The organism is Pontibacter deserti (genome assembly GCF_023630255.1).
Lineage (GTDB): Bacteria > Bacteroidota > Bacteroidia > Cytophagales > Hymenobacteraceae > Pontibacter > Pontibacter deserti.
On sequence record NZ_JALPRS010000001.1, the window covers coordinates 21,582 to 45,912 of the forward strand.

The 24,331-nt window shown below is 44.7% G+C and carries 24 protein-coding genes; 16 read left to right on the forward strand and 8 right to left on the reverse strand.

Annotated elements, in window-relative coordinates; all coding sequences use genetic code 11:
- Positions 1-25: 25 nt before the first annotated feature.
- The 5 genes from rocF (at position 26) to MJ612_RS00125 (ending at position 5,002) form a co-directional block, all read left to right on the forward strand.
- Complete coding sequence (gene rocF / locus MJ612_RS00105; RefSeq protein ID WP_187028302.1) at positions 26-997, forward strand: arginase; 972 nt, start codon at positions 26-28, stop codon at positions 995-997.
- Positions 997-2,787 carry an arginine--tRNA ligase gene (gene argS, locus MJ612_RS00110; RefSeq protein ID WP_187028304.1) on the forward strand — a complete coding sequence of 597 codons (1,791 nt, stop codon included), beginning with the start codon at positions 997-999 and terminating at the stop codon, positions 2,785-2,787. Before rocF ends, argS begins: the two co-directional genes overlap by 1 nt.
- A 155-nt stretch (positions 2,788-2,942) precedes the next feature.
- On the forward strand, positions 2,943-3,329 hold the full coding sequence (locus MJ612_RS00115) for an endonuclease domain-containing protein (protein ID WP_222619589.1): 387 nt from the start codon (positions 2,943-2,945) through the stop codon (positions 3,327-3,329).
- Between the two features lie 101 nt (positions 3,330-3,430).
- Entirely contained in the window at positions 3,431-4,036 is a 606-nt protein-coding gene (locus MJ612_RS00120; protein WP_187028306.1) for a glutathione peroxidase, read from the forward strand.
- A gap of 30 nt (positions 4,037-4,066) precedes the next feature.
- On the forward strand, positions 4,067-5,002 hold the full coding sequence (locus MJ612_RS00125; RefSeq protein WP_250418993.1) for a 1,4-dihydroxy-2-naphthoate polyprenyltransferase: 936 nt from the start codon (positions 4,067-4,069) through the stop codon (positions 5,000-5,002).
- Between the two features lie 3 nt (positions 5,003-5,005).
- Here MJ612_RS00125 and MJ612_RS00130 read toward each other — a convergent pair whose 3' ends face one another.
- The 7 genes from MJ612_RS00130 to MJ612_RS00160 all read right to left on the reverse strand — a co-directional run bounded on the left by MJ612_RS00130 (position 5,006) and on the right by MJ612_RS00160 (position 11,123).
- Positions 5,006-5,530, reverse strand: coding sequence for a GNAT family N-acetyltransferase (locus MJ612_RS00130; protein ID WP_187028308.1), 525 nt, complete (start codon positions 5,528-5,530; stop codon positions 5,006-5,008).
- Between the two features lie 343 nt (positions 5,531-5,873).
- The gene (locus tag MJ612_RS00135; protein ID WP_317233050.1) at positions 5,874-6,512 is read right to left on the reverse strand and encodes a Type 1 glutamine amidotransferase-like domain-containing protein; all 639 of its coding nucleotides are present in this window, start codon (positions 6,510-6,512) and stop codon (positions 5,874-5,876) included.
- The gene (locus MJ612_RS00140) at positions 6,425-6,649 is read right to left on the reverse strand and encodes a hypothetical protein (RefSeq protein ID WP_222619590.1); all 225 of its coding nucleotides are present in this window, start codon (positions 6,647-6,649) and stop codon (positions 6,425-6,427) included. Before MJ612_RS00140 ends, MJ612_RS00135 begins: the two co-directional genes overlap by 88 nt.
- Before the next feature lie 84 nt (positions 6,650-6,733).
- A complete protein-coding gene (locus tag MJ612_RS00145; RefSeq protein ID WP_187028310.1) occupies positions 6,734-7,120 on the reverse strand; it encodes a hypothetical protein in 387 nt (128 codons plus the stop codon).
- An 85-nt stretch (positions 7,121-7,205) separates the two neighbouring features.
- Positions 7,206-7,559, reverse strand: coding sequence for an immunity protein Imm33 domain-containing protein (locus tag MJ612_RS00150; protein ID WP_187028312.1), 354 nt, complete (start codon positions 7,557-7,559; stop codon positions 7,206-7,208).
- A 186-nt stretch (positions 7,560-7,745) separates the two neighbouring features.
- Positions 7,746-10,196 carry a TonB-dependent receptor domain-containing protein gene (locus tag MJ612_RS00155; RefSeq protein ID WP_187028314.1) on the reverse strand — a complete coding sequence of 817 codons (2,451 nt, stop codon included), beginning with the start codon at positions 10,194-10,196 and terminating at the stop codon, positions 7,746-7,748.
- 318 nt (positions 10,197-10,514) lie between these two features.
- Entirely contained in the window at positions 10,515-11,123 is a 609-nt protein-coding gene (locus MJ612_RS00160; RefSeq protein WP_187028316.1) for a tetratricopeptide repeat protein, read from the reverse strand.
- A 201-nt stretch (positions 11,124-11,324) separates the two neighbouring features.
- Here MJ612_RS00160 and lpdA point away from each other — a divergent pair, with 201 nt between their 5' ends.
- The 3 genes from lpdA to MJ612_RS00175 all read left to right on the forward strand — a co-directional run bounded on the left by lpdA (position 11,325) and on the right by MJ612_RS00175 (position 15,410).
- A complete protein-coding gene (lpdA, locus tag MJ612_RS00165; RefSeq protein ID WP_187028318.1) occupies positions 11,325-12,719 on the forward strand; it encodes a dihydrolipoyl dehydrogenase in 1,395 nt (464 codons plus the stop codon).
- A gap of 137 nt (positions 12,720-12,856) precedes the next feature.
- On the forward strand, positions 12,857-13,618 hold the full coding sequence (locus MJ612_RS00170) for a DUF3108 domain-containing protein (RefSeq protein WP_187028320.1): 762 nt from the start codon (positions 12,857-12,859) through the stop codon (positions 13,616-13,618).
- Positions 13,619-14,003: 385 nt separating this feature from the next.
- Positions 14,004-15,410 carry a S8 family peptidase gene (locus tag MJ612_RS00175; RefSeq protein WP_222619591.1) on the forward strand — a complete coding sequence of 469 codons (1,407 nt, stop codon included), beginning with the start codon at positions 14,004-14,006 and terminating at the stop codon, positions 15,408-15,410.
- A gap of 152 nt (positions 15,411-15,562) precedes the next feature.
- Here the strand turns inward: MJ612_RS00175 and MJ612_RS00180 are convergent, their stop codons facing one another.
- The gene (locus tag MJ612_RS00180; protein WP_187028322.1) at positions 15,563-15,838 is read right to left on the reverse strand and encodes a glycine zipper domain-containing protein; all 276 of its coding nucleotides are present in this window, start codon (positions 15,836-15,838) and stop codon (positions 15,563-15,565) included.
- 245 nt (positions 15,839-16,083) lie between these two features.
- Here MJ612_RS00180 and MJ612_RS00185 point away from each other — a divergent pair, with 245 nt between their 5' ends.
- From MJ612_RS00185 to MJ612_RS00220, 8 genes are all read left to right on the forward strand, one after another.
- Positions 16,084-16,614, forward strand: coding sequence for a GNAT family N-acetyltransferase (locus MJ612_RS00185; RefSeq protein ID WP_187028324.1), 531 nt, complete (start codon positions 16,084-16,086; stop codon positions 16,612-16,614).
- A gap of 76 nt (positions 16,615-16,690) precedes the next feature.
- Positions 16,691-17,512: an AraC family transcriptional regulator gene (locus MJ612_RS00190; RefSeq protein WP_187028326.1), complete on the forward strand. Its 822-nt coding sequence runs from the start codon at positions 16,691-16,693 to the stop codon at positions 17,510-17,512.
- Between the two features lie 111 nt (positions 17,513-17,623).
- Positions 17,624-18,268, forward strand: a complete 645-nt coding sequence (locus tag MJ612_RS00195) for an NAD(P)-dependent oxidoreductase (RefSeq protein ID WP_187028328.1) — start codon at positions 17,624-17,626, stop codon at positions 18,266-18,268.
- Positions 18,269-18,361: 93 nt separating this feature from the next.
- A complete protein-coding gene (locus MJ612_RS00200) occupies positions 18,362-19,591 on the forward strand; it encodes a multidrug effflux MFS transporter (protein ID WP_187028330.1) in 1,230 nt (409 codons plus the stop codon).
- 334 nt (positions 19,592-19,925) lie between these two features.
- Complete coding sequence (locus MJ612_RS00205; RefSeq protein WP_187028332.1) at positions 19,926-21,038, forward strand: fatty acid desaturase family protein; 1,113 nt, start codon at positions 19,926-19,928, stop codon at positions 21,036-21,038.
- A 202-nt stretch (positions 21,039-21,240) separates the two neighbouring features.
- A complete protein-coding gene (locus MJ612_RS00210; RefSeq protein ID WP_187028334.1) occupies positions 21,241-22,359 on the forward strand; it encodes a fatty acid desaturase family protein in 1,119 nt (372 codons plus the stop codon).
- A 142-nt stretch (positions 22,360-22,501) separates the two neighbouring features.
- On the forward strand, positions 22,502-23,503 hold the full coding sequence (locus MJ612_RS00215) for an alpha/beta fold hydrolase (protein ID WP_187028336.1): 1,002 nt from the start codon (positions 22,502-22,504) through the stop codon (positions 23,501-23,503).
- Positions 23,504-23,506: 3 nt separating this feature from the next.
- Complete coding sequence (locus MJ612_RS00220) at positions 23,507-24,253, forward strand: class I SAM-dependent methyltransferase (protein ID WP_187028338.1); 747 nt, start codon at positions 23,507-23,509, stop codon at positions 24,251-24,253.
- Positions 24,254-24,331: the final 78 nt, after the last annotated feature.

A 24,331-nucleotide genomic window follows, 5' to 3' on the forward strand; every position in this document is an offset into this window, starting at 1 on the left:
TTTGCAATAAGTTTGTTTAAAATCTATGAAAAAAGTGAAACTGATAGAAGTGAGGTCGGAGCTGGGAGCCGGCACGCGCGGCGCCAGCATGGGCGTTGATGCGCTGCGGGTAGCCTGCTGGGACAAAGGATCTGACTATTTCAAACGTTTCAACTCTGTTTCAGTACCTGATCTAAACTATACACTTTTCGATAAAGATCTGTTCCCAAACGCACATCGGATTGATAGTATACTTACTGTACAAAAAAACATAGCCAATACCGTAGAGCAAACAATTGCCATGGATATGTTTCCGCTGGTACTTTCCGGCGACCACTCCAATGCACACGGAACTATAGCCGGCATAAAAGCCGCTTATCCTGATAAAACGCTGGGCGTAATCTGGATCGATGCCCACGCCGATATCCATTCTCCGTATACTTCGCCTTCGGGTAACATGCATGGTATGCCCCTGGCCGCTGCCCTGAACATCGATAACCTGGAGCGACAGATAAACGAACCGGAACCGGAAACCATTTTCTTCTGGAATTCGCTTAAAAAACTGGGAGTGGACGGCCCTAAACTGGAGCCACACCACTTGGTTTACATTGTAGTGCGCGATACTGAAGAGCCGGAAGATTACCTGATGGCCACATATGGTATCAAGAATTTTACCTATGATGAGCTGAATGCTAAAGGTGTAGCACAGGTAGCCGCCGAAGTCTTAGACCGCCTCCGCGACTGCGATATTATATATGTGTCTTTTGACGTAGATAGCCTCGATTCCAAATTCTCTAAAGGAACAGGTACTCCGGTAGAAGTTGGCTTAACTGTAGACCAGGCGAAAGAACTGAATTACCTGCTGCTACAGGACCCGCGCGTAGTGTGCTACGAGATGACCGAAATCAATCCTACACTAGACACTGAAAACACCATGGCTGAGAATGCCTTCGATATACTGGAGACTGCCACCGAAGCCATCTTACACAAAGAATCTAAAAGTACAGCTATACATTAATGCAACTTCAAGTTACTATTGCCCAACGGATCAGCCAGGCGCTGCAAGCTCTTTTTTCTATTTCAGTTGATGCCGCACAAATTGCCCTACAGCCTACGCGCAAGGAGTTTGCCGGCTCTTTTACTTTTGTAACTTTCCCTTATACCAAACAGGCTGGCAAAGGCCCTGAGCAGATTGGCCAGGCACTGGGCGAGTACCTGAAAGAGAATGCTGCGGAGATAAAGGATTTTAATGTGGTAAAAGGCTTCCTGAACCTGGAAGTAGAGCAAACCGAGTGGATGCGCCTGTTCCGCGACCTGATGCAGAACGACAAGTATGGCTACGGCAATACCAGCGGCAAAAAGGTAATGGTAGAATATTCGTCGCCGAACACGAACAAGCCACTGCACCTGGGCCACCTGCGCAATAACTTTTTAGGTTACTCTGTTTCTGAAATACTGAAAGCCAACGGCCACGAAGTAATGAAAGCCAACCTGGTAAACGACCGTGGTATCCATATCTGTAAATCGATGCTGGCTTACCAGAAGTTTGGCAACGGCGAAACACCACAAAGCAGCAACACAAAAGGCGACCACCTGGCCGGTAAATACTACGTGCAGTTCGATAAGGCTTACAAAGAGCAGATAGACGAGCTGGCAGCAAACGGTATGGACAAAGAGGAAGCCAAGAAGAAGGCTCCTCTGATGCTGGAGGCTCAGGAAATGCTGCGTAAGTGGGAAGAAGGCGACAAAGAAGTAGTAGACCTGTGGAAGCAGATGAACGGCTGGGTGTACGAAGGCTTTGATGCGACTTACAAGAACATCGGCGTTGATTTTGATAAATTCTACTACGAGTCGGAAACCTATATGCTGGGTAAAGAGCGTGTAGAAGAAGGCCTGGCGAAAGGTGTTTTCTTTAAGAAAGAAGATGGCTCTGTTTGGGTAGACCTGACAGATGAAGGCCTGGACGAAAAACTGCTTTTAAGAGCTGACGGAACATCGGTTTACATTACCCAAGACATGGGTACCGCCGAGTTGAAGTATAACGACTTTCCATATGATCAGTCAATCTATGTAGTGGCTGATGAGCAGAATTACCACTTCCAGGTACTGAAGGCAGTACTGAAGAAGCTGGGCAAACCATATGCAGAAGGTATTTATCACCTGTCGTATGGCATGGTGGACCTGCCTTCGGGTAAAATGAAATCCCGTGAAGGTACGGTAGTGGATGCCGATGAACTGGTGCAGGAAATGATCGATACGGCTCGTCAGCAGACCGAGGAGCTGGGTAAGATTGAAGGCTTTACACCGGAGCAGGCAAAGGAACTATACCACACGCTGGCAATGGGCGCCCTGAAGTACTTCCTGCTGAAAGTAGATCCGAAGAAACGCATGCTGTTTAACCCGCAGGAGTCGATTGATTTCCGTGGTAATACAGGTCCGTTTATACAATATACACATGCGCGCATTGCAGCTATACTTCGTAAGGCTGGCGAAATGGGGCTGAAGGTAGATGTAACGTCTTTCGACAACGTAGAGACGATGCATGAGGCAGAGCAGGACGTAATTACGCAGTTGGTAAACTATGGCGCAGTGATAGAAGAAGCCGGGAAACTGCATGCACCATCTGTTATCGCTAACTATGCTTACGAGCTGGCTAAAGCTTACAACCGTTTCTACCAGGAGATCTCGATCTTCAACGAAACCGACGAGCAGGCCCGTAACTTTAGAATTGCCCTGTCAGCTATGGTGGCCCGTTTTGTGCGTGAGAGCATGAGCCTGTTAGGTATTGCCGTACCAGAGCGTATGTAAGACTAGTGATTAAGGCGATTTTTCTGATTACTTCAGGATTTCTGTCTGAACCGTAGATTAATATGGATTTGGTGTATTGGTGTTGATGCTGATTGTATAGACCTAATGTGTTTCTTTACGTTAGCAGAAGGTCCCCCTTTGAAGGGGGCAGGGGGATGACAAACGTACAACAGGCAATGCCACAGAATAACCACTACAATCAAAAGCTGAAGCCTTTTGCTAAGGCACTCCGAAAAGAGTCTACAAAAGCAGAAGTACGGCTGTGGTGTGAGGTATTGAGCAAAGGCAAAACAGGCTTTACATTCCTGCGGCAGCGGCCTATTGGTAACTACATTGCAGACTTCTTTTGCAAAGAGCTGAAACTGGTTATCGAAGTGGATGGCTACACACATAACTTCAAAACTGAAGAAGATATAAAACGGGATAAAGAAATTGCTGAGCTGGGGTTTACTACTTTGAGGTTTTCTGATACTGAAGTGATGAAAGATCTGCCAAATGTGGAGCGTGTTATAGTTGCTTTTATTGAAGGCTCGTTAAAGTAAATCATCCCCCTGCCCCCTTCAAAGGGGGACTTTCTGAGAATGTAAACAAATAATACACGTGCAGGTTATCAAACAAGATCTGTACCTCAACTATAAACTATATGAAAAAGCTGGTTAAACTTTTGGCGCTGGTGCCGGTATTAAGTATGATGGTAGCTTGCTCGGGTAACAACAACGGCAACACCGCATCTACTGACACCACAACATCAGATAAAACTATGGCAACAGAAACACAGACTAAGCAGGATTTCTACAACTTTAAGCTGACTTCGCTGGACGGGCAGGAAGTAGATTTTTCGAAGTATAAAGGCAAAAAAGTATTGCTGGTAAATACAGCCTCGGAATGTGGGTACACACCACAGTACGCAGACCTGGAGCAACTGCACGATACATATGGCGAAAAAGTAGTTATACTTGGTTTTCCTGCAAACAACTTCGGTGGTCAGGAGCCAGGTTCTAACGAAGAAATTGCTGCTTTCTGCCAGAAAAATTATGGTGTAAGTTTCCAGATGTTTGAGAAGATCTCTGTAAAAGGAGAAGACCAGCATCCACTTTATACCTGGTTATCGCAGAATGCACCAAATCAGGAAGAACCTAACTGGAACTTCTGCAAATACCTGGTAAACGAACAGGGCGAAGTTGTTGCTTTCTTCCCGTCTAAAGTGAAGCCGATGAGCGAGGAAATCGTGATGGCTATTCAACAATAAAATTTATACTTATTCACCGGAGTTTATACTTTGGATCATACAACACAACAAACATCACCAAATCCAGGTCTGGTAAAGGCCTGGATTTCGGCTTTTAGACCACGCACTTTGCCTTTAGCGCTCTCGTGTATAGGTATGGGTGGTTTTATGGCGGCTGCCAACGGCGTTTTTAACGGAACTATAGTTGCGCTTTGCGTGCTTACCACGCTCTTTCTGCAGATACTCTCGAACCTGGCCAACGACTACGGCGACTCCAAACACGGAGCAGACAGCGTGCACCGCGAAGGACCAATGCGTGCCGTGCAGGCAGGTCACATTAAAGCCGAGCACATGAAAAAGGGGATGATCGTGTTTAGCTTATTGTCGCTGGTATCGGGGTTGGTGTTGCTTTGGGTAGCGTTCGGTAGCGAAGGAATGTTGCTGGCACTGTTGTTTTTGGGCTTGGGTCTGGCTTCTATATGGGCGGCTATTAACTATACAGCTGGCTCCAAGCCATATGGTTATGCGGGGCTCGGTGATGTATTTGTGTTTATCTTTTTTGGGTTAGTGGGTGTGTTGGGTACATACTTTCTGCAGGCGCAGAGCTTAGATGCTGTAGTTATACTTCCGGCTATGGTTTGCGGCTTTTTTGCTACAGCTGTACTTAACGTAAACAACATCCGCGACATTAACTCTGATCTGCTGGCGGGCAAGCATTCTATACCTGTTCGCCTTGGACCAAAGCGGGCACGCATGTACCACTGGTTTTTGCTGGCTGCCGGAACGCTTAGTGCTGTCGCTTACGTGGCGCTTACCTTTTATAGTTGGTGGCAGTTGCTGTTTATACTTGCTTTGCCTCTTGTTATAATTAACGGCGTAAACGTATGGCGTAAACAAACCTCTAAAGAATTAGACCCATACTTAAAACAGATGGCCATGACTACGTTGCTGTTTGTACTGCTTTTTGGAATAGGGCAGGTGTTGTAGAAACTATAGTGTTAACCTGAAACCGTAAACTGGTAATTCCTGCTGCATAAAGTCCAGGTCTTGTGATCGTTTAAAGCCTAAGCGCTCGTAGATCTGCCAGGCAGTCTGCATAGCTTTGGTACTGTGGATGATTACCTGCGAAAGATTGCTGTCTTTCGCTTTTTTAATGCATTCCAGTGTCAGAAGCTTCCCGATACCTTGCCCTCTGGCTGAAGGATCAACGGCAAGCAACCTGAAGCCGGCTGCGTCTTTTTCCTGTGTAGCCGTACCTCCGGAACCATAGTATTGCATGTCGCCAAAGTATACCACAGCACCTACAATTTTACCATCATCTGCAACAGCTACCAAAAGCTCTGTATCCGGTTTGTTTGTAAACTCCCCGATGTTGTATAGCAGGTTATAGTAAGCGGGCTGTTCCTCTTCTTTCGGGAAACCCTCTAACTGAGAATAAACCTGTACCATCAGCTTACCAATAGCGGCAAATTCAGAAGGGTGTGCGTTGCGAATGGTGTAAAGCGATTGGGTCATGTACTTTAAAAAGCCAGTGTTAACACTACTAAAAGCTAAACTTCTCTTTGCATATGTGAGTCCTTGTTACCACTGTGCAACCATTCACATCTGTTGAACGCGTTACCTTATTTTTACACTCCAGGTGGTCATTGTTGGTTCTTATGAAAAGTATAGCTGCTACAGCAACTGCTGTAAATAAAGTAAAAGCTAATGTCAATTTTGATTTCATATGATGGTTGGGTTTAACAGCCATTGGCTAGTGGCTGTGGCAGACTCAGAAGTAATATTCAAATGACCAATAAAAGCTATAATAAATGCCTATTCTGAATTACAGCCATAACAATTAGCTGTCGGTTTATGTCTAAATTAGTTCAGACTCTAAGGCTGTCTCTACTACTTTACCTTTACTTATAGTTACTTTGTACGCCTTATCTTCTTTATTCTGAGTGATAACTCTTCTCAATTGGGTGCCTTCAAAGTAAAGACCGGCTGTTTCATCACAGGCATATCCTGGAAGCAACCTGCCTTCTTCAATCATTTTTAAGTATAGAGGACGCCTGTTAGCTTCAGTATGGTAGTGAGGGCAGTTACTTCCTTTCAAAAATCCTAATCCTTTCACAGCAGTATAATTCTCCGGCCTAGAATCAGAAAGCCCCTCTTCAAACCAACAAATTGCTCCTGCGCTAGGTCCTGATAATACTATTCCTTTTTCCCAGGCTTTCTTCAAAGCAATGTCAATACCATGGGCTTTCCATAATGCTAGAGCATTCAGTGTGTTGCCGCCTGTAACCAGAATAGCATCCATTTGTAACAATGTTTCTTCGAAAGGTGTTTTTTGTTCTGTACTTGTGATAAATACTTTCTGCACAAAAGGTTGTATCGGCAGCTCCTTCGCTATTTCAAACCATTTGTTTATGTAAGCTTCACTGTCTCCCATTGGAGTAGGCAAGAAACATATTTTAGGATTTTCTTTTCCTGTAAGGGAAATAAGGTGATTGATGGTTTTAAGGTCATACCCTCCGCAGTTAGAAATATCTTTCTTATTTTCTGTTTTTGTGCAAACAGCTCTACATTTGCAGCGATGGAAATGCCAACAGTTGCAACTGTTGTTTTTCTTATAAAATCTCTTCTTTTCATGTTTTATATATTGGTGCTAACGTCTAGTATAAACGACGCCGAAGACCGTCGGACGAGATGACGTTTATCTTGTTAGGTGTAGATTTATTCTTGGTATTGCTCTAGGCTTGCTAATTTTCTCTCTAAGTTTTCCGCTAAGACAAGTTCTTCAAAACAGAATTTGCAAATCCAGTCGTAACCATTAAAATATCCTTCCGTCTCAGTGTAGTCGTTGGGACTTTCACCAATTGAGACGAAGCATATTTCGCAATGGTCGTGTGTCCAGCCTTTTTCTTCTAATTTTAAATATTTTTCGTCAAATTTTTGACCAATGTACAGATGTGTCGCTGTATTAGACTTTCTGTCGATTAATGCAGGTCTTGAAAACCATTTTATAAACTTCCATTCTGAGTTTTTAAGTTCGGAAACCATTTCTCGGATATGCTCAATTTCAACATTCCCTGATGGAAGCTTAACGAAAGTATATTTCATTCTTATCTTAATTTACACCTAACGGCCGCGTGCATGCGGAGCCTGAGCATTAGCGAAGGTTGAGCATGCATTGTGTTGGCAAATGTTATTTTTCCTGTTTTTGAATTACCCATATACTGTTTACACTCTCTCTGTAAGCGTAGTAGCCTTTGGGCATATCAGCCAACTCAAGTATGGACTTATCCATCTGTATGATTTCGCCGAGCCCGACTATTTTAGCTATACTTTCAAAATCTTCAAATTCATCGTCGCTGAAGAACTGCCAAGCCCCGTCATCTGAATCATGCGTAACGTAAGTAATTGGCTTATTTTCTTCAATCACGAACTTGGTCGTAAATACAGCTGTGTTTAGAGGCTCTTTAAATTTTTTTACTGACTGTGCCTTAGTGTTACCGAATCCGAAAAGTGTCATAATAAGAGTGAGGAAGATTATTTTCATTGATTTTAGTATTTGCCAACTACTGGATATAAGGAGCTATTCCGTTTATCTGCATCATATGCTGTGGTGCTTTTAATTATAATGCACTAACTAAGTACAACAATAATTCATTCTTCTCAAAACTATAAATAACCCCCGGCCACTCCATCAGAACAGCCGGGGTTTATACTTTAGCAAAGGTATAAGTTAATTACTGCCACCTTTGCTTTCGCCGCTTTTCAGGTCGTCGTTTTTAATGCCGCGCTTGGTGCGCTTAATGTCTTCTTTCAGCTTACCAAATTTATAGCTGAAGCCTACACTAACACGTCGCTGCATGTTTCTGAACTCGGTGCGCTGGCTAAAGTCCTCACCGTTGAGTTCATTATAAGAAGTAAAGTACTCCTGGAACGGGCTCTGTACAGATAAACTTAAGCTGGCCTTCTGATCTTTCAGGAAACTCTTGTTTACGGATAAACCATTCCAGAACTGGCCGGATGACTCACCCTGCAGCAACACCCGCGGAGCATAATAGCCAAAGTTTGCGCTGGCTCGCCAGTTCTTCGGTAATTTATAACTGATGCCACTAAACATATGCCCGCTTAAGCCAGTGTTTTTGAGATCTACACCATTTATACTTCCGCTCAGCTGGCTATAAGAGAAGGTACTGCTCAGGTTAAGATTCAGGTTTTTGAACAGGGTTGTGTTGCCGCTCAGGTTAAGCGTAGTAGTGCGGTTTTTCCCGATGTTGCCATAAGTGGTGCTGCTCACCGAATCAGCATCATTAAAGGTGGTAAAGCTCTGGATGGCGTTGTTGGTAAAAGTATGGGTAAAGGTGGTGTTTATAGAACTGGCACCTTTAAAGAAATTATGCCCTAAGCTAAATACATGGCTTGTGGCTGCTTCCAGCTCAGGGTTACCAAATGATACACTTTTTTCATTAAGCGTGTTTACATATGGGTTCAGGTACCATAAGCTTGGGCGCTCTATACGCTGTGTATAAGATGCTCTTAAAGTACCCATACCTTTAAGTGTGCGTGTTAAGGCTATACTTGGTATCAGGTTCAGGTAATCCTGGTCGGCTATAGTATTGGTATTGCCAAATTCTGCATTTACAACGGTTTGCTCCAGGCGGGTTCCTATGCGGGCACCCCACTGTTTCAGTTTTAAGCTTGCAGAGGCATAGGCAGCATAAATGTCCTGGCTGTAATCAAACTCATTACTGAGCGAAGGTATCTCCTCGTAGGTATCCGTTTCTGCATTATAGTTGCGGTAAAAGTAATTGCTGCCGTTATCACGAAGTATAGTTTTGGCGCCCAGCTCCAGTGTTTGCTTCTTTATCGGGTGTACATAATCTACCTGTATGGTCTGCTCCATAGACTTTCCCTTGTTCTGGGTACGCGTATCTTCAGCGTCATCATAGTTAAATATAGGCTCAAAAATAAGCGTGCTGTTGCTATTGTCTATGTTGTTCCCAAGTTTGTAAGAGAGTGTCATCAGCTGTTCTTTATTACGTTTAAACGTATGCTGATAATCCAGGCCAGCCTCGTAGCTACCCCATGCACCCTCGCCGGTAGTGTTGCGGTTAAAGGCTTCGTTAAGGATCCCAGCTTTATCCAATTCTTCTACTTTATGCAAGCTTAGTGATGTGTAATTGCTGTTGTTGAGGTTAAATTTGGCAGAGATCAGGTTCAGCGTATCTACCTCAAAGCTTAATTCTCCGCTTGCATAGTTAAAATTGCTTCTGCTGTCTCCGCTGCCTAGCTCCAGCCGGTTTACACCTGTTCCTTTATCGTTGCGCTTGAAGGTAGTAGTATAGCCCGGATTATTGAATTGATTGATGCCCCCGTTTCCGGAAAAGCCGAACTTACCTGTTTTGGCTGTTATGTTGGCAGATCCGAAGCGGCTGTCTGGTGTACTTTGCGAAACATGCACACTGCCGTTGTAGCCATTTTTCGGGTTTCCTATAGTTATCACGTTTATAATTCCGCCAATACCTTCAGCATCATACTTGGCAGGTGGGTCGGTAATAACTTCTATGCGCTTAATGCTGCTGGCAGGCATGCTTCGGAATACATCTTTAGGCGAGCGGGCAAACATTGTAGATGGCCTGCCATTGACCAACACTTTAAAACTGCCACTGCCATTCAGTTGAATGTTCTCTTCGGCATCAAGGCTTAACATGGGCACTTTGCGAAGCATATCCAGGGCATTAAGGGTTTTGCTTTCCGGGTCATGTTCAACGTTGTAGCTCAGTTTGTCTACATCCTGTGTCACGAGCAGCTTTTGGGTAGTTACTTCTACTTCTTTTAGTTTCTGTGCTGATGATGCCAAACTGATCTTACCGATATCTGCTGTGGTGTTGCCGGCATCCAGTGTAATTTCAGTGGTTTCTAGTTTATAGCCTACAAAACTGAAGATGAGTTTATACTTTGCCAGCGGCACTCCTGTAAATTCGAAGCTGCCGTTGTCTTTGGTAAAGGTACTTTTAATGGGTTCGGTTTTGCCCGGGTGGGTTAGTATCACCGTTACATAGCCTACAGATTTAAGGGTGGTGGAATCTTGTACAATTCCTTTAATGGTGCCGGTTGCGGCGGGGCTTTGCGCCCATGCAAATGAGCTGATCAGCAGGCACAAGGCCAGCAGTAAGTGTTGTTTCATGTGTATAGGTTGGTTAAGATAAGCGCAAAAAGCTCTGAAAATGCCGGCAAATGCTAACACTATACTTTGAGGTTTCTCTCAATCCTATACACACCAGGCTGTTAAACCTGTTCTTCCCTTAAAGTTTGTTTCCAGAGGTGCGAAGCGGCAGTAAGTATGCTTCGTACTTATAAAGGTAAAGGATATAATTGTACCTGTAAACGGGATTATGGATATTCTTATTGTTTTAACACAATTTTAACTCTTCTAAACTAAAAAGGGACAGCAGCAATTTATGCCTTGCTGTCCCTTTTATATAGTTTATGCCGTGTTAGAAGCTTATTTGCAGAATTTTTTCAGGTACTGGTCCGCTTCTTTCACGCCCAGTTGTTTTGCTTTGGTCCAGTCGGCGCAGGCACCGGCTTTATCGCCTAAACTATACTTTGGTGCGCCGCGGTTGTAGTAGGCTTCCTCGTAGCGGGTGTTTAAGGTTATTGCTTTCGTGTAGTCGGCAATGGCGCCGCTGTAATCTTTTAAGCCATAGCGCACCAGGCCACGGTTGTTATAAGCTTTGGCATCTTTAGGGTTCAGTTCTATACCTTTGTTATAGTCCAACAGGGCACTGCGGAAATCTTTCAGGTTATACTTGGAGAGGCCCCGGCTCAGGTAAGCATCCGTATATTTTGGGTTTAGCGTAATGGCCTGTGTAAAATCTTCAATCGCACCACGATAATCCAGCAACCTGTCTTTGGCTACGCCGCGGTTGGTATAGGTGGCAGCGTGTTTGGGCTCTAGTTTCAGTACCTGGTCGTAATCTTTTATAGCATCGGTATATTTACCGGCTTTAAATTTTTGATTGCCGCTCACAAAATAATCCTTCGCTGTTTTCTGGGCAAAGGCGGTAAAAGACACTAATATAGATAGGAGTAGAGGTAAAATTATTCTCATGCAAAAATTGTAATGTTTTCTATTTCAGTGCAAAGTACAGCAGATCAGGCTACTTTTAAAAGTATTTTTCCGTTTTTGTGCAGTTTGGGCTGCAGCGTTCTATATCCATCTTTCCATTATGCCATAGTTACAGTGCTTTAGTGGTTTTGTGAAGTTGGGATTTCCGTTTAATTTTGCTCATCATTTTAATAAAGAGAAACTATGGCATCAAAATACGATTTAGTAGTGCTTGGCAGCGGACCGGGCGGTTACGTAGCAGCTATCCGTGCATCGCAGTTGGGTATGAAGGTAGGTGTTATCGAGCGTGAGTCGCTGGGTGGTATATGCCTTAACTGGGGCTGTATCCCGACAAAAGCCCTGCTTAAAAGTGCGAACGTTTTTGAATATATCAACCATGCATCTGATTACGGTATTACTATCGGCGAAGCCTCTGTAGACTTTACAGCTGTTGTTAAGCGTAGCCGTGGCGTAGCTGATGGCATGAGCAAAGGTATCCAGTTCCTGTTCCGCAAAAACAAGATCGATGCGATAATGGGTACCGGTAAAATAGTAGCCAAAGGCCAGGTAGAAGTTACCAGCGCCGAAGGCAAAAAAGACATTATTGAAGCAACAAACATCATCATCGCAACGGGTGCCCGCTCGCGCGAGCTGCCTAATCTGCCTATCGATGGTAAGAAGATTATAGGTTATCGTCAGGCAATGGCTTTGGATAAAAAGCCTGCTTCTATGGTTGTGGTTGGTTCTGGTGCTATCGGGGTGGAGTTTGCTTACTTCTACAACGCAATGGGTACAAAAGTAACCATCGTGGAATATATGCCGGTTATCGTACCGGTTGAGGACGAAGAAGTATCGAAGCAACTGGAGAAATCTTTCAAGAAATCAGGTATCAACATTCTGACAAGTTCATCTGTAGAGCGTGTTGATACAAGCGGAGACCTGTGCAAAGTAACTGTTAAAACGGCCAAAGGCGAAGAGATACTGGAAGCTGAAGTAGTGCTTTCAGCAGTTGGTATTCAGACTAACCTGGAGAACATCGGTATCGAAGAGCTGGGTATTAAAGTTGACCGTGGCAGAGTAATAGTGGATGAATACTATAAAACCAACGTAGACGGTATTTACGCGATTGGTGACATTGTTCCTGGTCCGGCGCTGGCGCACGTAGCATCTGCTGAAGGTATTATCTGCGTGGAAGCAATAGCTGGTCATCATCCGGAGCCGTTAAACTATGGTAACATACCAGGCTGTACATACTGCTCTCCAGAGATCGCTTCGGTTGGTCTTACTGAGAAAGCGGCACGCGAGCAGGGTATCGAGATAAAAGTTGGTAAGTTTCCGTTCTCGGCGTCGGGTAAGGCAAGTGCTGCCGGTGCAAAAGATGGCTTCGTTAAAGTTATCTTTGATGCGAAGTATGGCGAGTTCTTAGGAGCTCACATGGTAGGCGCTAACGTTACCGAGATGATAGCTGAGGTTGTTGTAGCCCGCAAACTGGAAACTACCGGACACGAGATCATCAAGTCGGTTCACCCGCACCCAACCATGAGCGAAGCTGTAATGGAAGCTGCCGCCGCTGCTTACGACGAAGTAATTCACCTGTAAGTATAGGTTTAGCGATATTTAGAAAGGGTTGGTCGAGTTTTCGGCCAACCCTTTTTTGTTGCCGGTTTATACTTGTTTACTTTGCAAACTATAGTTTAAACATCAAACTATAGTCAACACATTCCAACCCTATAACTATGAAGAAATTAGTAATGCTACTGATGCTTTGCTGCATCATGTTTACGACTGCTATGGCCCAACCCGACACGGTACGCGTCACCAGCAAACACATCAACACCAAATACCTGAAGCCGGGCACACGGCAGTACCTGGTAACTATAAGCAACCCAAAGAACCCGAAAGTGCTTACCCAGAACCTTTGGAACCGCAACATCAGTTTTGAACAGGTGCAGGGCAAAGAGCGCATGGTAATACGCCAGAACTGGATTGGAACTGATACCCTCAGCAACCGCACGCTTTACTCTGTGATGGAAAAAGACTTTACACCCGTTTACCATACCAGCGCATCGGCCAGGGGTAAGGGTGCTTTTAATTTTTACCCGGATAAGATTGTAGCTGCCGATACGGTGCAAAAAAATGCCTGGAAAGGATTTGTGATGCCAACTACCAACCAAACCTATAACTGGGAGCTGGATATGGAATTTTTCGAGAGCCTGCTATTAAAAGCCAACACTGTATTCCTGATCAACTTCTATCACCCGGGCAGCAAGACCGGTCCGCAGGCTTATAGTTATAAAGTAACCGGCTCAGAGAAACTGGCAACTATAAACAACCAAACTATAGATTGCTGGCTGCTGCGCATAGACTACAGCCCGGAGAACTACGGCATATTCTGGGTAACGAAAAAGACACATGAAGTACTGAAGATGGAAGAGAAGTTTAACGGCATTACCCGCTACAAAATAAAACTGGGTACACTTGCCGGTAAGCATATTTAACAGAAACTATTAAGTAAAACCTGTAAGGAGGCTGCCTGATCATTTTCAGGTGGCCTTTTTGCTTTATTTACTCCTCTTATTTTAGTTCTGCTGAGCACACATCAGAAGGTTTTGCTAAAGTGTAGATGCTCTGCTCTAAATAAATTAAAAATTACCATAATATAGTAAAATTTATATTGTTACTGCGGCCTTTTATATGTTTTATTATATATGTTCATTAGGGTGATGTATAGGTGTAAAATGTTGATAGTGATAGTTTAATGAGTGTGTTTTGTGGCTTTTATGTCGGGTTACTTTTGATTGTTAATCTTCCTTTTAAAACTGTATTTATTTAGGAATATTTGATTTTAACACTAACACTTTTTCACCTAAAACAACAAACATTATGATTAGAAACTACCTAACAGCAGGAAAGTCTGCTGTCGCGATGGCTATTTTGTCTGCAGCTGTATTAACAGGCTGTGAGAAAGAAACAATACTGGAAGACAAAGAGCTTGCAACTTCACATCAGGAAGCAGCCACAGCCGGTAAAGGACAGCAGTTTGTTCCAAATGAGGTTCTTGTAAAGTTTAAAACCGGTGTTTCAGAAACGGCAAGAGCAGCTGCCTTGGCCCGTATCAGCGGTAACGTCAAAGAGCATATTCTTACAAAAACGATGGAGCGTTTCGGTGACAGGGAAGGGCTTACACTAGTGCATACACCTATGGCTGCGCTGGAGGCATTAGGCAAATTAAAAGGAGCTGCAGAAATCGAGTATGCGGAGCCAAACTATATCTACACACATGCAGCCGCATCAACCGACCCTTACTTCACAAACGGCTCACTTTGGGGTATGTACGGAGATGGCTCATCTCCGGCAAACCAATATGGTAGCCAGGCCGCTGAAGCATGGGCTGCTGGTAACACTGGTGCTGCATCTGTTGTGGTTGGTATCATTGATGAAGGTATACAGTACAGTCACCCTGACCTTGCAGCCAACATATGGACCAACCCGTACGACCCGGTAGATGGCGTGGATAACGATGGCAATGGTTATATAGATGACTCCCACGGCTGGGACTTTGACGGTAACAATAACGAAGTATATGACGGTGGCGACAGAGGTAGCCTGGATGACCATGGTACACACGTAGCAGGTACAATTGGCGCAGTAAACAATGGCTCCGGTGTAGTAGGCGTTAACTGGAATGTAACAATGATTTCGCTTAAATTCCTGGGTCGCAGAGGTGGTACAACTGCCAATGCTGTTAAAGCTGTAGATTACCTGACTGACCTGAAAACCAGACACGGTATGAATATAGTAGCCAGCAATAACTCTTGGGGTGGTGGCGGCTTCTCGCAGGCACTATACGATGCAGTTAACCGTGCTAATAACCAGGAAATACTGTTTGTAGCAGCAGCCGGTAACGGTGGCAACGACGGTGTAGGCGATAACAACGATGCAGTTGCCAGCTATCCGTCTAACATGGATCTGCCTAACGTAATTGCAGTAGCCTCAATCACTTCCTCAGGTGCAAAGTCATCTTTCTCTAACTATGGGGCTACAACTGTAGATATCGGAGCTCCTGGTTCTGGGGTTAACTCTACCACAGCGCTTAATAGCTATTCTTCTTATAGTGGTACTTCTATGGCAACGCCTCACGTAACAGGCGGTGTAGCACTTTATGCTGCTTCGCATCCAGGTTCTACGGCTGCGGCTATCAAGAATGCCATCATGAGCAGTGCAATTCCAACAGCATCACTGTCTGGTAAGTGTGTTACAGGTGGTCGCCTTAACGTAAGCGGCTTCTAAGTATAGCCCTGATTAGTTTTAAAGTCGTCCGGGTCCTCTACACCGGGCGGCTTTTAGCCTATCAGAGTTACTTTACAGAACCTGTAAACGCATGTATAATACTGAGTGTAAAACAAAAAAGGCTGCCTGTTAAACGGGCAGCCTTTTTTGTTTTACCTGTTATCGCCTTTTTCTTTGTCGCGATACCCTTCGTAGCGTTTGCGGTCTTTCTTTTTATCTTTTTTACGGCCAATTGCACCACCTGCAGCCGTTCCGGCGGCGGCACCTACCACGGCTCCAGTTGTACCGCCTACGGCAGCACCGGCTGCTGCGCCTGTAGCGCCACCAACAGCAGCGCCTTTTGCTTTCCTGCTCCAGCCTTCGCCTGTACAACTACCTAGTAGAAATACAGTGATCAGTAATGGTATAAACCTGTGTAGTATTCTCATAAGAGTATAGTTTTAATTCATTATTTTTTACGATAGCTGTACTGTGTTGTTTAGATTTAAGTACTAATAATCAGTGTCTTATAGCTGTTTGTGTGAGCTGAGCGAAATAACATTATGGTATCAATTCAGAAGATTATGATGCAATTTTCAGGAATAGCTATATCAAGTAAGCAAGTATAAAGTGTTCAACTGTTTTACCTATACCGCAAAGAGCTGTACTTTTGTGCTTCTATAGTTTATACTTTATGACACCAGCTGTTTCTATCGTACCCATTACTGTTTCCGAACTGCATACCCTACAGGATATAGCCCTGAATGCCTATGGTGATCATTATCTGCACCTTTGGAATGATGGTGGGGCCTGGTACATTGAGCGCAGCTTTAGTGATGCAGCGTTGAAAGGCGAACTGGAAGATCCCAATGCTGCTTTTTTCCTGATTCATGCTGATGATGAACTGGTTGGTTTCCTGAAGCTGAATGTGAACAAAGAATTGGAAGGTTATACTTCGGAAGGGGCCCTGGAACTGGAGCGGATTTACCTTGTAAAATCAGCCTCCGGACACGGTATAGGAAAGCAAGTGCTGGACTTTACAAATCAGTTTGCCAGAGAAAGAAACAAGCGAGTGGTTTGGCTGAAGGCTATGGACAGCAGTCACGATGCCATCAGGTTCTATGAGCGAAACGGTTACACTCAGTGCGGCACTTACATGCTTGATTTTGAAACTATGAAACCTGAGTACCGTGGTATGGTGGTGTTAAAACTGGAGCTGAACTAACTCCCAGGTATAAACTATACTTAAGAGATACTGTTGCGTATTCTCCATAATGCGGCAAAAAGAACAAGACCGGCGAGTGCCTGAACAACCTGAAGCAGATTTCCAGATCTACTACAGAGAGGTGCCTGTTACAGAAGATAAATCGTTGCAGCGGGCGCACCGGCATGCTTTTCAGGAAATTATTTTTATTGAAGAAGGTACCGCCACCCACAGTATAGATACAGAACAGACCGAACTGCAGGGGCCTCTGGTAGCTTTGATAGCGCAGGGTAAAGTGCACCGGTTTATACCTCAGCCCTGGACTAAACTATACGTGCTCCGTTTTACTAACGAGTTTCTGCCGCGCCCTGTCAACGGGCTTTTTAACCAGTTAGTTAACTTTACTTCGTTTGCAGTTTATACTTCGGAGCTGCATCACAAGATCAAAACCCTGCTCGACCTGATGTGCCAGGAGTATCAGCAACAAGCCCCAAATAAAGTATACATCCGGCATCTGCTTTCGGCATTGCTCACTGTGCTGCGCGAAGAACAGCAGAAACGTACTGTAACCGATACCACAGCAGGAGAAACAAACTATGACATCTTCAGTAAATTCTTGGCCCTCCTCGACCAGGAATTTACCCACCACAGGTCAGTAGAATATTACGCCACCCAGCTGCACATCACTACTAAAAAGTTAGGCGAACTCAGCAAAGCTATCACCGGCGAAACTCCATCGCGGATAATAGAGAAAAGGGTAGTGTTGGCTGCCAAGCGTTTTCTGATCTATACCCAGGATACTGTCCAGGAGATAGCTTATACCTTGGGTTATACCGATCATTCTCACTTTACGCGTGTTTTCAGAAGACTGGAAGGTGTAACGCCGACAGCTTTCCGGGAGAAGTATAAGCAGGCATAAAGCGTCCAGTTAAAGTCGGAAAGCGGCCATCACTCTGGCCCATTGCTTGCGTATCTTTGTACCATGAGCGTTTACAAGCTCATGATTCTGAACCTATAACTATAAACTACTATGAAAATAGCGATAATAGGAGCCAGCGGAAACATTGGTAGCCGCATTACCCACGAAGCCCTGAGCCGTGGCCATGAAGTAACTGCCATTGTACGCAATCCATCTAAACTTACTTTAGAAAACGAGAGCCTGGTAGTAACCAAAGGCGATGCACTTGATGCAGATGACCTTGCTGCTAAGCTTGAAGGGCATGACGCTGTCGTTATTTCTTACAGCCCTGGCTGGGGACCTGGTACAGATTATAACAACTATAACAAAGTGGCAGAGACTGTGATGGGCGCTGCAAAAAAAGCCGGCGTAAAGCGCCTGCTCAATGTGGGTGGAGCCGGTAGTTTGTATGTAGCACCAGGCGTGCAGGCAGTAGACACACCGGATTTTCCTGCTGAATGGAGAGAAGGGGCATCCGCAATGCGTGATTCCCTGAAAGTATACGAGGCAGAGAAAGACCTTGATTGGACATTTTTTAGCCCTGCTTTTATGATTGGCCCCGGCGAGCGCACCGGTAAATACCGGTTAGGTACTGAAAATCCGGTAATGAATGAGAAAGGCGAAAGCAACATCTCTTATGAAGATTATGCCGTGGCTGTGATAGATGAATTAGAAAAGCCTCAGTTTATCCGTCAGCGCTTTACCATTGGGTATTAATCTGTTTAATTATAATTCTGAAGGCGCAGGCTTAGCTCTCTTGCTGGGTTTGCGCTTTGCTTTAGTACCGGCCTTTGCCGTTTTAATTTTTACATGACTAAGAAACAATATAGAACAATTATTCTGATACTGGGTGCTTTAGCAGCCTTAGGCCCGTTTGCCATTGATATGTACCTGCCGGGTTTCCCGGCTATTGCCAAAGACCTGAACACTGATATAGCGCACGTTGGCTTATCGCTTACAAGTTACTTTATAGGTATAGCCGCCGGCCAACTGATCTATGGGCCGCTGGTAGACAGGTTCGGAAGAAAGAAACCGCTGATAATTGGTCTGGGTATTTTTGTGCTGGCTGCGCTTGGTTGTGCCCTGGCACCATCCGTAGAATGGCTGATTGGGCTCAGACTATTGCTTGCCTTAGGAGGTTGCGTGGGTATGGTGGCCAGCCGTGCGATGGTGCGCGACCTGTTCTCGCTGAAAGATATTCCGAACGTGTTTTCCACGCTGATGCTGGTGATGGGTGTAGCGCCGGTTATTGCACCAACTATAGGCGGGTATGTAACAGCAACACTGGGGTGGCATTTTATATTTGTAGTGCTGGCTGCCATTGCTGCTGCTGTGTTACTTGCCGTAATACGCTTACTACCCGAAAGCAAAGGAGCGGATGCCTCCATATCGCTTAAACCCCAGTTTATACTTCGTGATTTTGGAACTGTACTGAAGGAACGTACTTTCCTGACATATGCTGTTTCGGGAAGTTTGGCGGCGGCAGGTATGTTTGCCTATATCTCAGGTTCACCTTTCGTGTTTATGGAATACTTTGGTCTTACAGATACGCAATATGGCTGGGCCTTTGGACTAAATGCTGCCGGTTATATTTCGGGTAGCCAGTTTAACAGGTTGCTGTTGCGCCGGCAGACAAGCAAGCAGATTACACTTAAAGTAGGGTTTATTCAGTTTTTAGCCGCATCTGCATTATTATTCGGTGCAATTACGGGCTCTCTGAGTGCTGCCGGTACGCTTATACTACTGTTCAGCTTTATGTTCAGTCTGGGCATCATCAACCCTAATGCTTCTGCGTTGGCCATGACCCCGTTTACTAAAAATACGGGGAGTGCCTCAGCTATACTTGGTAGTCTGCAAATGGGAACCGGTGCGCTGGCATCGGCAGTAGTAAGTTACCTGCACAACAAAACTATGCTACCTATGACGGGCACTATGGCCCTTTTAACCACTCTGAGTTTACTGATTCTGCTGAGTGCAAGACTAAGCACCCGCAAAGCTTATATTTCTGCGCAATTATGTGAAGTGAAGGCACAGTCATAAAGTATAGATGCCCTGCGCTGAAGAAACTGAACATTTCAATAGCGCTGGAGCATCAAGGCTTTACTTTATGAAACAAAAGCTGTCGTCCGAAACTTAATTGGGTATGGCAAGGTTGTATTTATAAGTACCTATTTAAACGTTCTATAGTCAATTCTCCCTATTTATACTTACCTTGTGGGTTATTTAAGATAAGAAATTGCTTATGGTATAGCTAAGTTTTTATCTGGCACCATTATCGCAAGTACTGCTGTATAAGCTGTTGTTGCTTATTTTACCCGCAATTCACCTTTGAGCATCTGATTCTTTGTGTGGGTTCCGAAACACATTATCAAACATGAAGCTAAAAGGCAAAGTAAAATTCGTAAACAAAGACAAGAACCTGTTCTTCCCGACGCTCCGCATAAGGGTAGATACCTACTTCGCCGAAAATAATATTCCGACAACCGCCAACACTACCATGAAAGTGAAAAGTGTGGTGCTACTGTTAGTCTACTTGTTGCCATTTTTGGTGCTGCTCACTTTTCAACCGGCTTATCCGCTTAGTTTGCTGCTGTGGTTTGTAATGGGCCTGGGCGTGGCAGGTATAGGCATGAGCATTATGCACGATGCCAACCACGGCGCTTTTTCTAAAAGCAAGCGTGTGAACGACCTGATGGGCCATACCTTAAATTTAGTGGGTGGTTCAGCTTTTAACTGGAAACTACAGCACAATATTCTTCACCATACCTATACCAATGTGGTGGAGCTGGATGAAGACATACAGGACAGGCTGGTGCTACGTTTTAATCCCCATTCCAAAGTGAAGTTCTTTCATAAAATACAATGGATATACGCTTTTGTGTTTTATGGCTTGCTTACGCTTTATTGGGTAGTGGCAAAAGATTTTGTGCAGTATGCGCTCTTCAAAAAGAATGGTGTGAACAATAATACAACTGCTGAGAACAGAACATGGTTTATCAAACTGGTAGCTATGAAAGTTCTATACTTTTTCGTCATTCTTGGGATACCGACACTGTTCTTCGGGATTCCGTTTTTACAGGTGCTGCTCGGCTTTTTGTTAATGCACTTTGTGGCGGGTATCGTCCTGACTGTTGTGTTCCAGTTAGCGCATACCGTAGAAGGTACCACTCACCCGAGGCCGGACGAGCATGGTATTATTGAGAACGACTGGGCCATTCATCAAATGAATACGACGGTTAACTTTTCCCGGCACAATAAGATCTTGTCGTGGTATGTGGGTGGTCTGAACTTCCAGATCGAGCACCACCTGTTTCCACGTGTGTGCCATGTGCATTATCCGGCCATCGCCGGTATTGTGAAAGAAACAGCGGCCGAATTCGGTATACCATACTTGGAGAATGAAACATTTGGGCAAGCCGTGCGCTCGCACATTGCTACACTGCATCGCTTTGGAAGGCTACCAAGTTTGAACGAGGCTATCGGTTAAAAATCAAATAGACACAGAAAGCTGATAGTGTCCCGTTTGCCCTCTATATTTGCACCCCAATTGCGTACATACCTGTTTATTGTATCATCTGAAAGTTAGGGGTACAATCTGTTTTAGCTAAGCTGGCGTAACCACAGAGATTCGCTGAGTCTTAAAACAGTTTTTGGAGTGTAAGTAATTTTTAGATTATCAATTAGATTAAATGAAGCTTAAAGGCAAAGTAAAATTCGTTAACAAAGACAAAAGTCTGTTTTTCCCGACGCTCCGCAAACGTGTGGACGCCTACTTCTCAGAGAACAACCTGCCTAAATCCGGCAATTCCCGCTTACTTATCAAAAGTATCGTTCTGATGCTGCTTTATGTGGTTCCTTTTGCAGCCATGCTTGCCTTTACGCCGCATGTGGCTGTAAGCCTTGTGCTGTGGCTGGTAATGGGTATAGGTGTGGCCGGTGTGGCCATGAGTGTGATGCATGATGCCAATCACGGTGCTTTCTCGAAGAGCAAACTCATGAACTACCTGATGGCACACTCGGTGAACCTGCTCGGCGCATCGGCCTTTAACTGGAAACTGCAGCACAACATCCTGCACCATACTTATACAAATGTGGTGGAGATGGACGAGGATATTGACGACATGGTCTTCATGCGTTTTTCGCCGCATACCAAGGTGCGCTTTTACCACAAGCTGCAGTGGGTTTACGCGTTCTTTTTCTACGGCTTGCTTACGCTGTACTGGGTTATTGTGAAAGATTTTGTACAGTTTTTCAAGTATATTAAAAGTGGCGTGAATGCTAACTCCAAGTCGGACAATACAGTTGCTTTCTCTAAGATCGTGGCTTTCAAACTGCTGTATTTCTTCTCTATTCTGGTGGCCCCAACACTGATCTTCGGTATACCTTTTTGGGAGGTGTTACTTGGATTTTTTCTGATGCATTTTGTGGCAGGTATGATTCTTTCTACGGTGTTCCAGTTGGCGCATACAGTAGAGGGTACGCACCATCCGCTGCCTAGCGAAACTGGCATCATCGAGAACGACTGGGCCATTCATCAACTGAGCACCACCGCTAACTTTGCCCGCAGAAGCAAGTGGTTGTCGTGGTACGTAGGCGGACTGAATTTCCAGATCGAGCACCATTTGTTCCCGCGGATCAGCCACGTGCATTACCCGGCTATTGCAGACATTGTGAAGCAAACCGCTTCAGAGTTTAACCTCAACTATATTGAGAGCAAAACCTTTTTGCAGGCGGTGCGCTCGCATTTAAACACCCTGCACCGTTTCGGAAGGCTAAAGTTGCCAAACCTGAATGAAGTAATGGCTTAATAAGCTGAAATGATACCTCAAAACTGCCCGACCTGAAGCTTCAGGTTGGGCAGTTTTTATTTAAGGCCATAGTTTAAGTGGTGTATAGCACTACACAATCCTACCTTAGTAGCGTATAGTTAAAATCATAACCTGATCAGAAATGAGAAAAACCGCTCTGCTTATACTTGCTATTTTACTGTTGCAACTGCCTGCCATGGCACAGCAGCAGGAACTGAAGAATCTGGATATCAACCTGGAAAATTATACTTACCCATACCCGGTGCAGTTCCTGCCGCTAACTATCCAGAACCAGAAATTGCGCATGGCTTATATGGATGTGAAACCAACAAAAGCGAATGGTAAAACAGTGCTGCTGCTGCACGGCAAAAACTTTAACGGAGCGTACTGGCAGCAAACTGCAGAAGCACTATCTAAAGCAGGTTACCGCGTTATCATCCCGGACCAGATCGGTTTCGGGAAGAGTTCTAAACCGGAACATCTGCAGTATACTTTCCAGTTGCTGGCACAGAATACCAAAGCTATACTTGATACTTTGAATGTTAAAAAAGTAGCCGTACTGGGGCACTCGATGGGGGGAATGCTGGCTACCCGTTTTGCGCTGATGTACCCGGATGTGACCGAAAAACTTATACTTTTAAACCCCATAGGCCTGGAAGACTGGAAACTGAAAGTACCTTACCAAACTATAGACCAGGCATATAAGGGGGAGTTACAGCAAACCTACGACAAAATCAAAAAGTATCAGCAGGAGAACTACTATGGTGGTAACTGGAAACCCGAATACGACAAATGGGCAAGACTTCTTGCTGGCTGGACTATAAACGAAAATTACCCCCGCATCGCCTGGAACGCCGCTCTGACTGCTGACATGATTGTTACCCAGCCGGTTCTTTATGAATTTGATCAGCTTAAAATGCCTGCATTGCTCATTATTGGCCAGCGCGACCGTACTGCTCTGGGTAAGAACCTGGTACCAAAAGAAGTGGCTGCAACTATGGGTAATTATCCGCAACTCGGAAAAGACACAGCCAAAAAGATAAAAAACAGCACGCTGGTAGAACTGGAAGGAGTGGGGCATTTACCACACATCGAAGCTTTTGATAAATTTATTGATCCGCTGTTAAGCTTCCTGAAAAAGTGAGCCATGAAAGAAGCAAAAGATAATTTCTCTACCCAATCTGACCTGTATGTGAAGTTCAGACCTGAGTACCCGGATGCACTGTATGAATTTATCTTTAAGCTCAAACCACACTATGTAGTTGCCTGGGACTGTGGTACCGGCAACGGGCAGGTAGCAGCAAAACTGGCCGAGCGCTGCCACCTGGTTTATGCCAGCGATATCAGCCAGAAACAACTCGATAATGCTATAAAAAAAGAGAACATACATTACCTGCATGCCCGTGCCGAAGCTACCAACCTGCCAGACAACAGTATAGATCTTGTAACTGTGGCGCAGGCCATCCATTGGTTTGATTTCGATGCCTTTTACCGGGAAGTATACCGCATTACAAAAGCCGGTGCCGTGGTAGCGGTGTGGTGTTACAACTTGCCTCAGATCTCACCTGAAATTGACTCGATCCTGAATGATTTTTACAATAATGTACTGGACGGCTATTGGGATATAGAGCGCAAATACATCGACGAGAACTATACTACAATACCTTTCCCTTTCGAAGAACTGGAAGAGATACCTCAGCTAAGTATAACTACAAACTGGACACTGGAGCACCTGCTTGGCTACCTGAACTCATGGTCGGCGGTGCAACATTACATAGATAAGAATGGAACTTCTCCCGTTAAAGATGCAGAACTGAAATTCAGGGAAGTATGGCCTGAGAATAAAGTGCTTGGTGTTGTTTTTCCAATAGCAATGCGCGTGGGTACAACCTGATTTACAACTATAACCAAACAGCGGCATTACATGGCTGGCATAGGAACCTACCTTAAATAAACGTACCTTTGCAATCTG

Bases quoted from the DNA above. Each gene is read 5' to 3' on its own strand.
- rocF (WP_187028302.1), top strand. From the start codon at position 26: ATGAAAAAAGTGAAACTGATAGAAGTGAGGTCGGAGCTGGGAGCCGGC.
- argS (WP_187028304.1), top strand. From the start codon at position 997: ATGCAACTTCAAGTTACTATTGCCCAACGGATCAGCCAGGCGCTGCAA.
- MJ612_RS00115 (WP_222619589.1), top strand. From the start codon at position 2,943: ATGACAAACGTACAACAGGCAATGCCACAGAATAACCACTACAATCAA.
- MJ612_RS00120 (WP_187028306.1), top strand. From the start codon at position 3,431: ATGAAAAAGCTGGTTAAACTTTTGGCGCTGGTGCCGGTATTAAGTATG.
- MJ612_RS00130 (WP_187028308.1), bottom strand. From the start codon at position 5,530: ATGACCCAATCGCTTTACACCATTCGCAACGCACACCCTTCTGAATTT.
- MJ612_RS00140 (WP_222619590.1), bottom strand. From the start codon at position 6,649: ATGAAAAGAAGAGATTTTATAAGAAAAACAACAGTTGCAACTGTTGGC.
- MJ612_RS00145 (WP_187028310.1), bottom strand. From the start codon at position 7,120: ATGAAATATACTTTCGTTAAGCTTCCATCAGGGAATGTTGAAATTGAG.
- MJ612_RS00150 (WP_187028312.1), bottom strand. From the start codon at position 7,559: ATGAAAATAATCTTCCTCACTCTTATTATGACACTTTTCGGATTCGGT.
- MJ612_RS00155 (WP_187028314.1), bottom strand. From the start codon at position 10,196: ATGAAACAACACTTACTGCTGGCCTTGTGCCTGCTGATCAGCTCATTT.
- MJ612_RS00160 (WP_187028316.1), bottom strand. From the start codon at position 11,123: ATGAGAATAATTTTACCTCTACTCCTATCTATATTAGTGTCTTTTACC.
- lpdA (WP_187028318.1), top strand. From the start codon at position 11,325: ATGGCATCAAAATACGATTTAGTAGTGCTTGGCAGCGGACCGGGCGGT.
- MJ612_RS00170 (WP_187028320.1), top strand. From the start codon at position 12,857: ATGAAGAAATTAGTAATGCTACTGATGCTTTGCTGCATCATGTTTACG.
- MJ612_RS00175 (WP_222619591.1), top strand. From the start codon at position 14,004: ATGATTAGAAACTACCTAACAGCAGGAAAGTCTGCTGTCGCGATGGCT.
- MJ612_RS00180 (WP_187028322.1), bottom strand. From the start codon at position 15,838: ATGAGAATACTACACAGGTTTATACCATTACTGATCACTGTATTTCTA.
- MJ612_RS00185 (WP_187028324.1), top strand. From the start codon at position 16,084: ATGACACCAGCTGTTTCTATCGTACCCATTACTGTTTCCGAACTGCAT.
- MJ612_RS00195 (WP_187028328.1), top strand. From the start codon at position 17,624: ATGAAAATAGCGATAATAGGAGCCAGCGGAAACATTGGTAGCCGCATT.
- MJ612_RS00200 (WP_187028330.1), top strand. From the start codon at position 18,362: ATGACTAAGAAACAATATAGAACAATTATTCTGATACTGGGTGCTTTA.
- MJ612_RS00205 (WP_187028332.1), top strand. From the start codon at position 19,926: ATGAAGCTAAAAGGCAAAGTAAAATTCGTAAACAAAGACAAGAACCTG.
- MJ612_RS00210 (WP_187028334.1), top strand. From the start codon at position 21,241: ATGAAGCTTAAAGGCAAAGTAAAATTCGTTAACAAAGACAAAAGTCTG.
- MJ612_RS00215 (WP_187028336.1), top strand. From the start codon at position 22,502: ATGAGAAAAACCGCTCTGCTTATACTTGCTATTTTACTGTTGCAACTG.
- MJ612_RS00220 (WP_187028338.1), top strand. From the start codon at position 23,507: ATGAAAGAAGCAAAAGATAATTTCTCTACCCAATCTGACCTGTATGTG.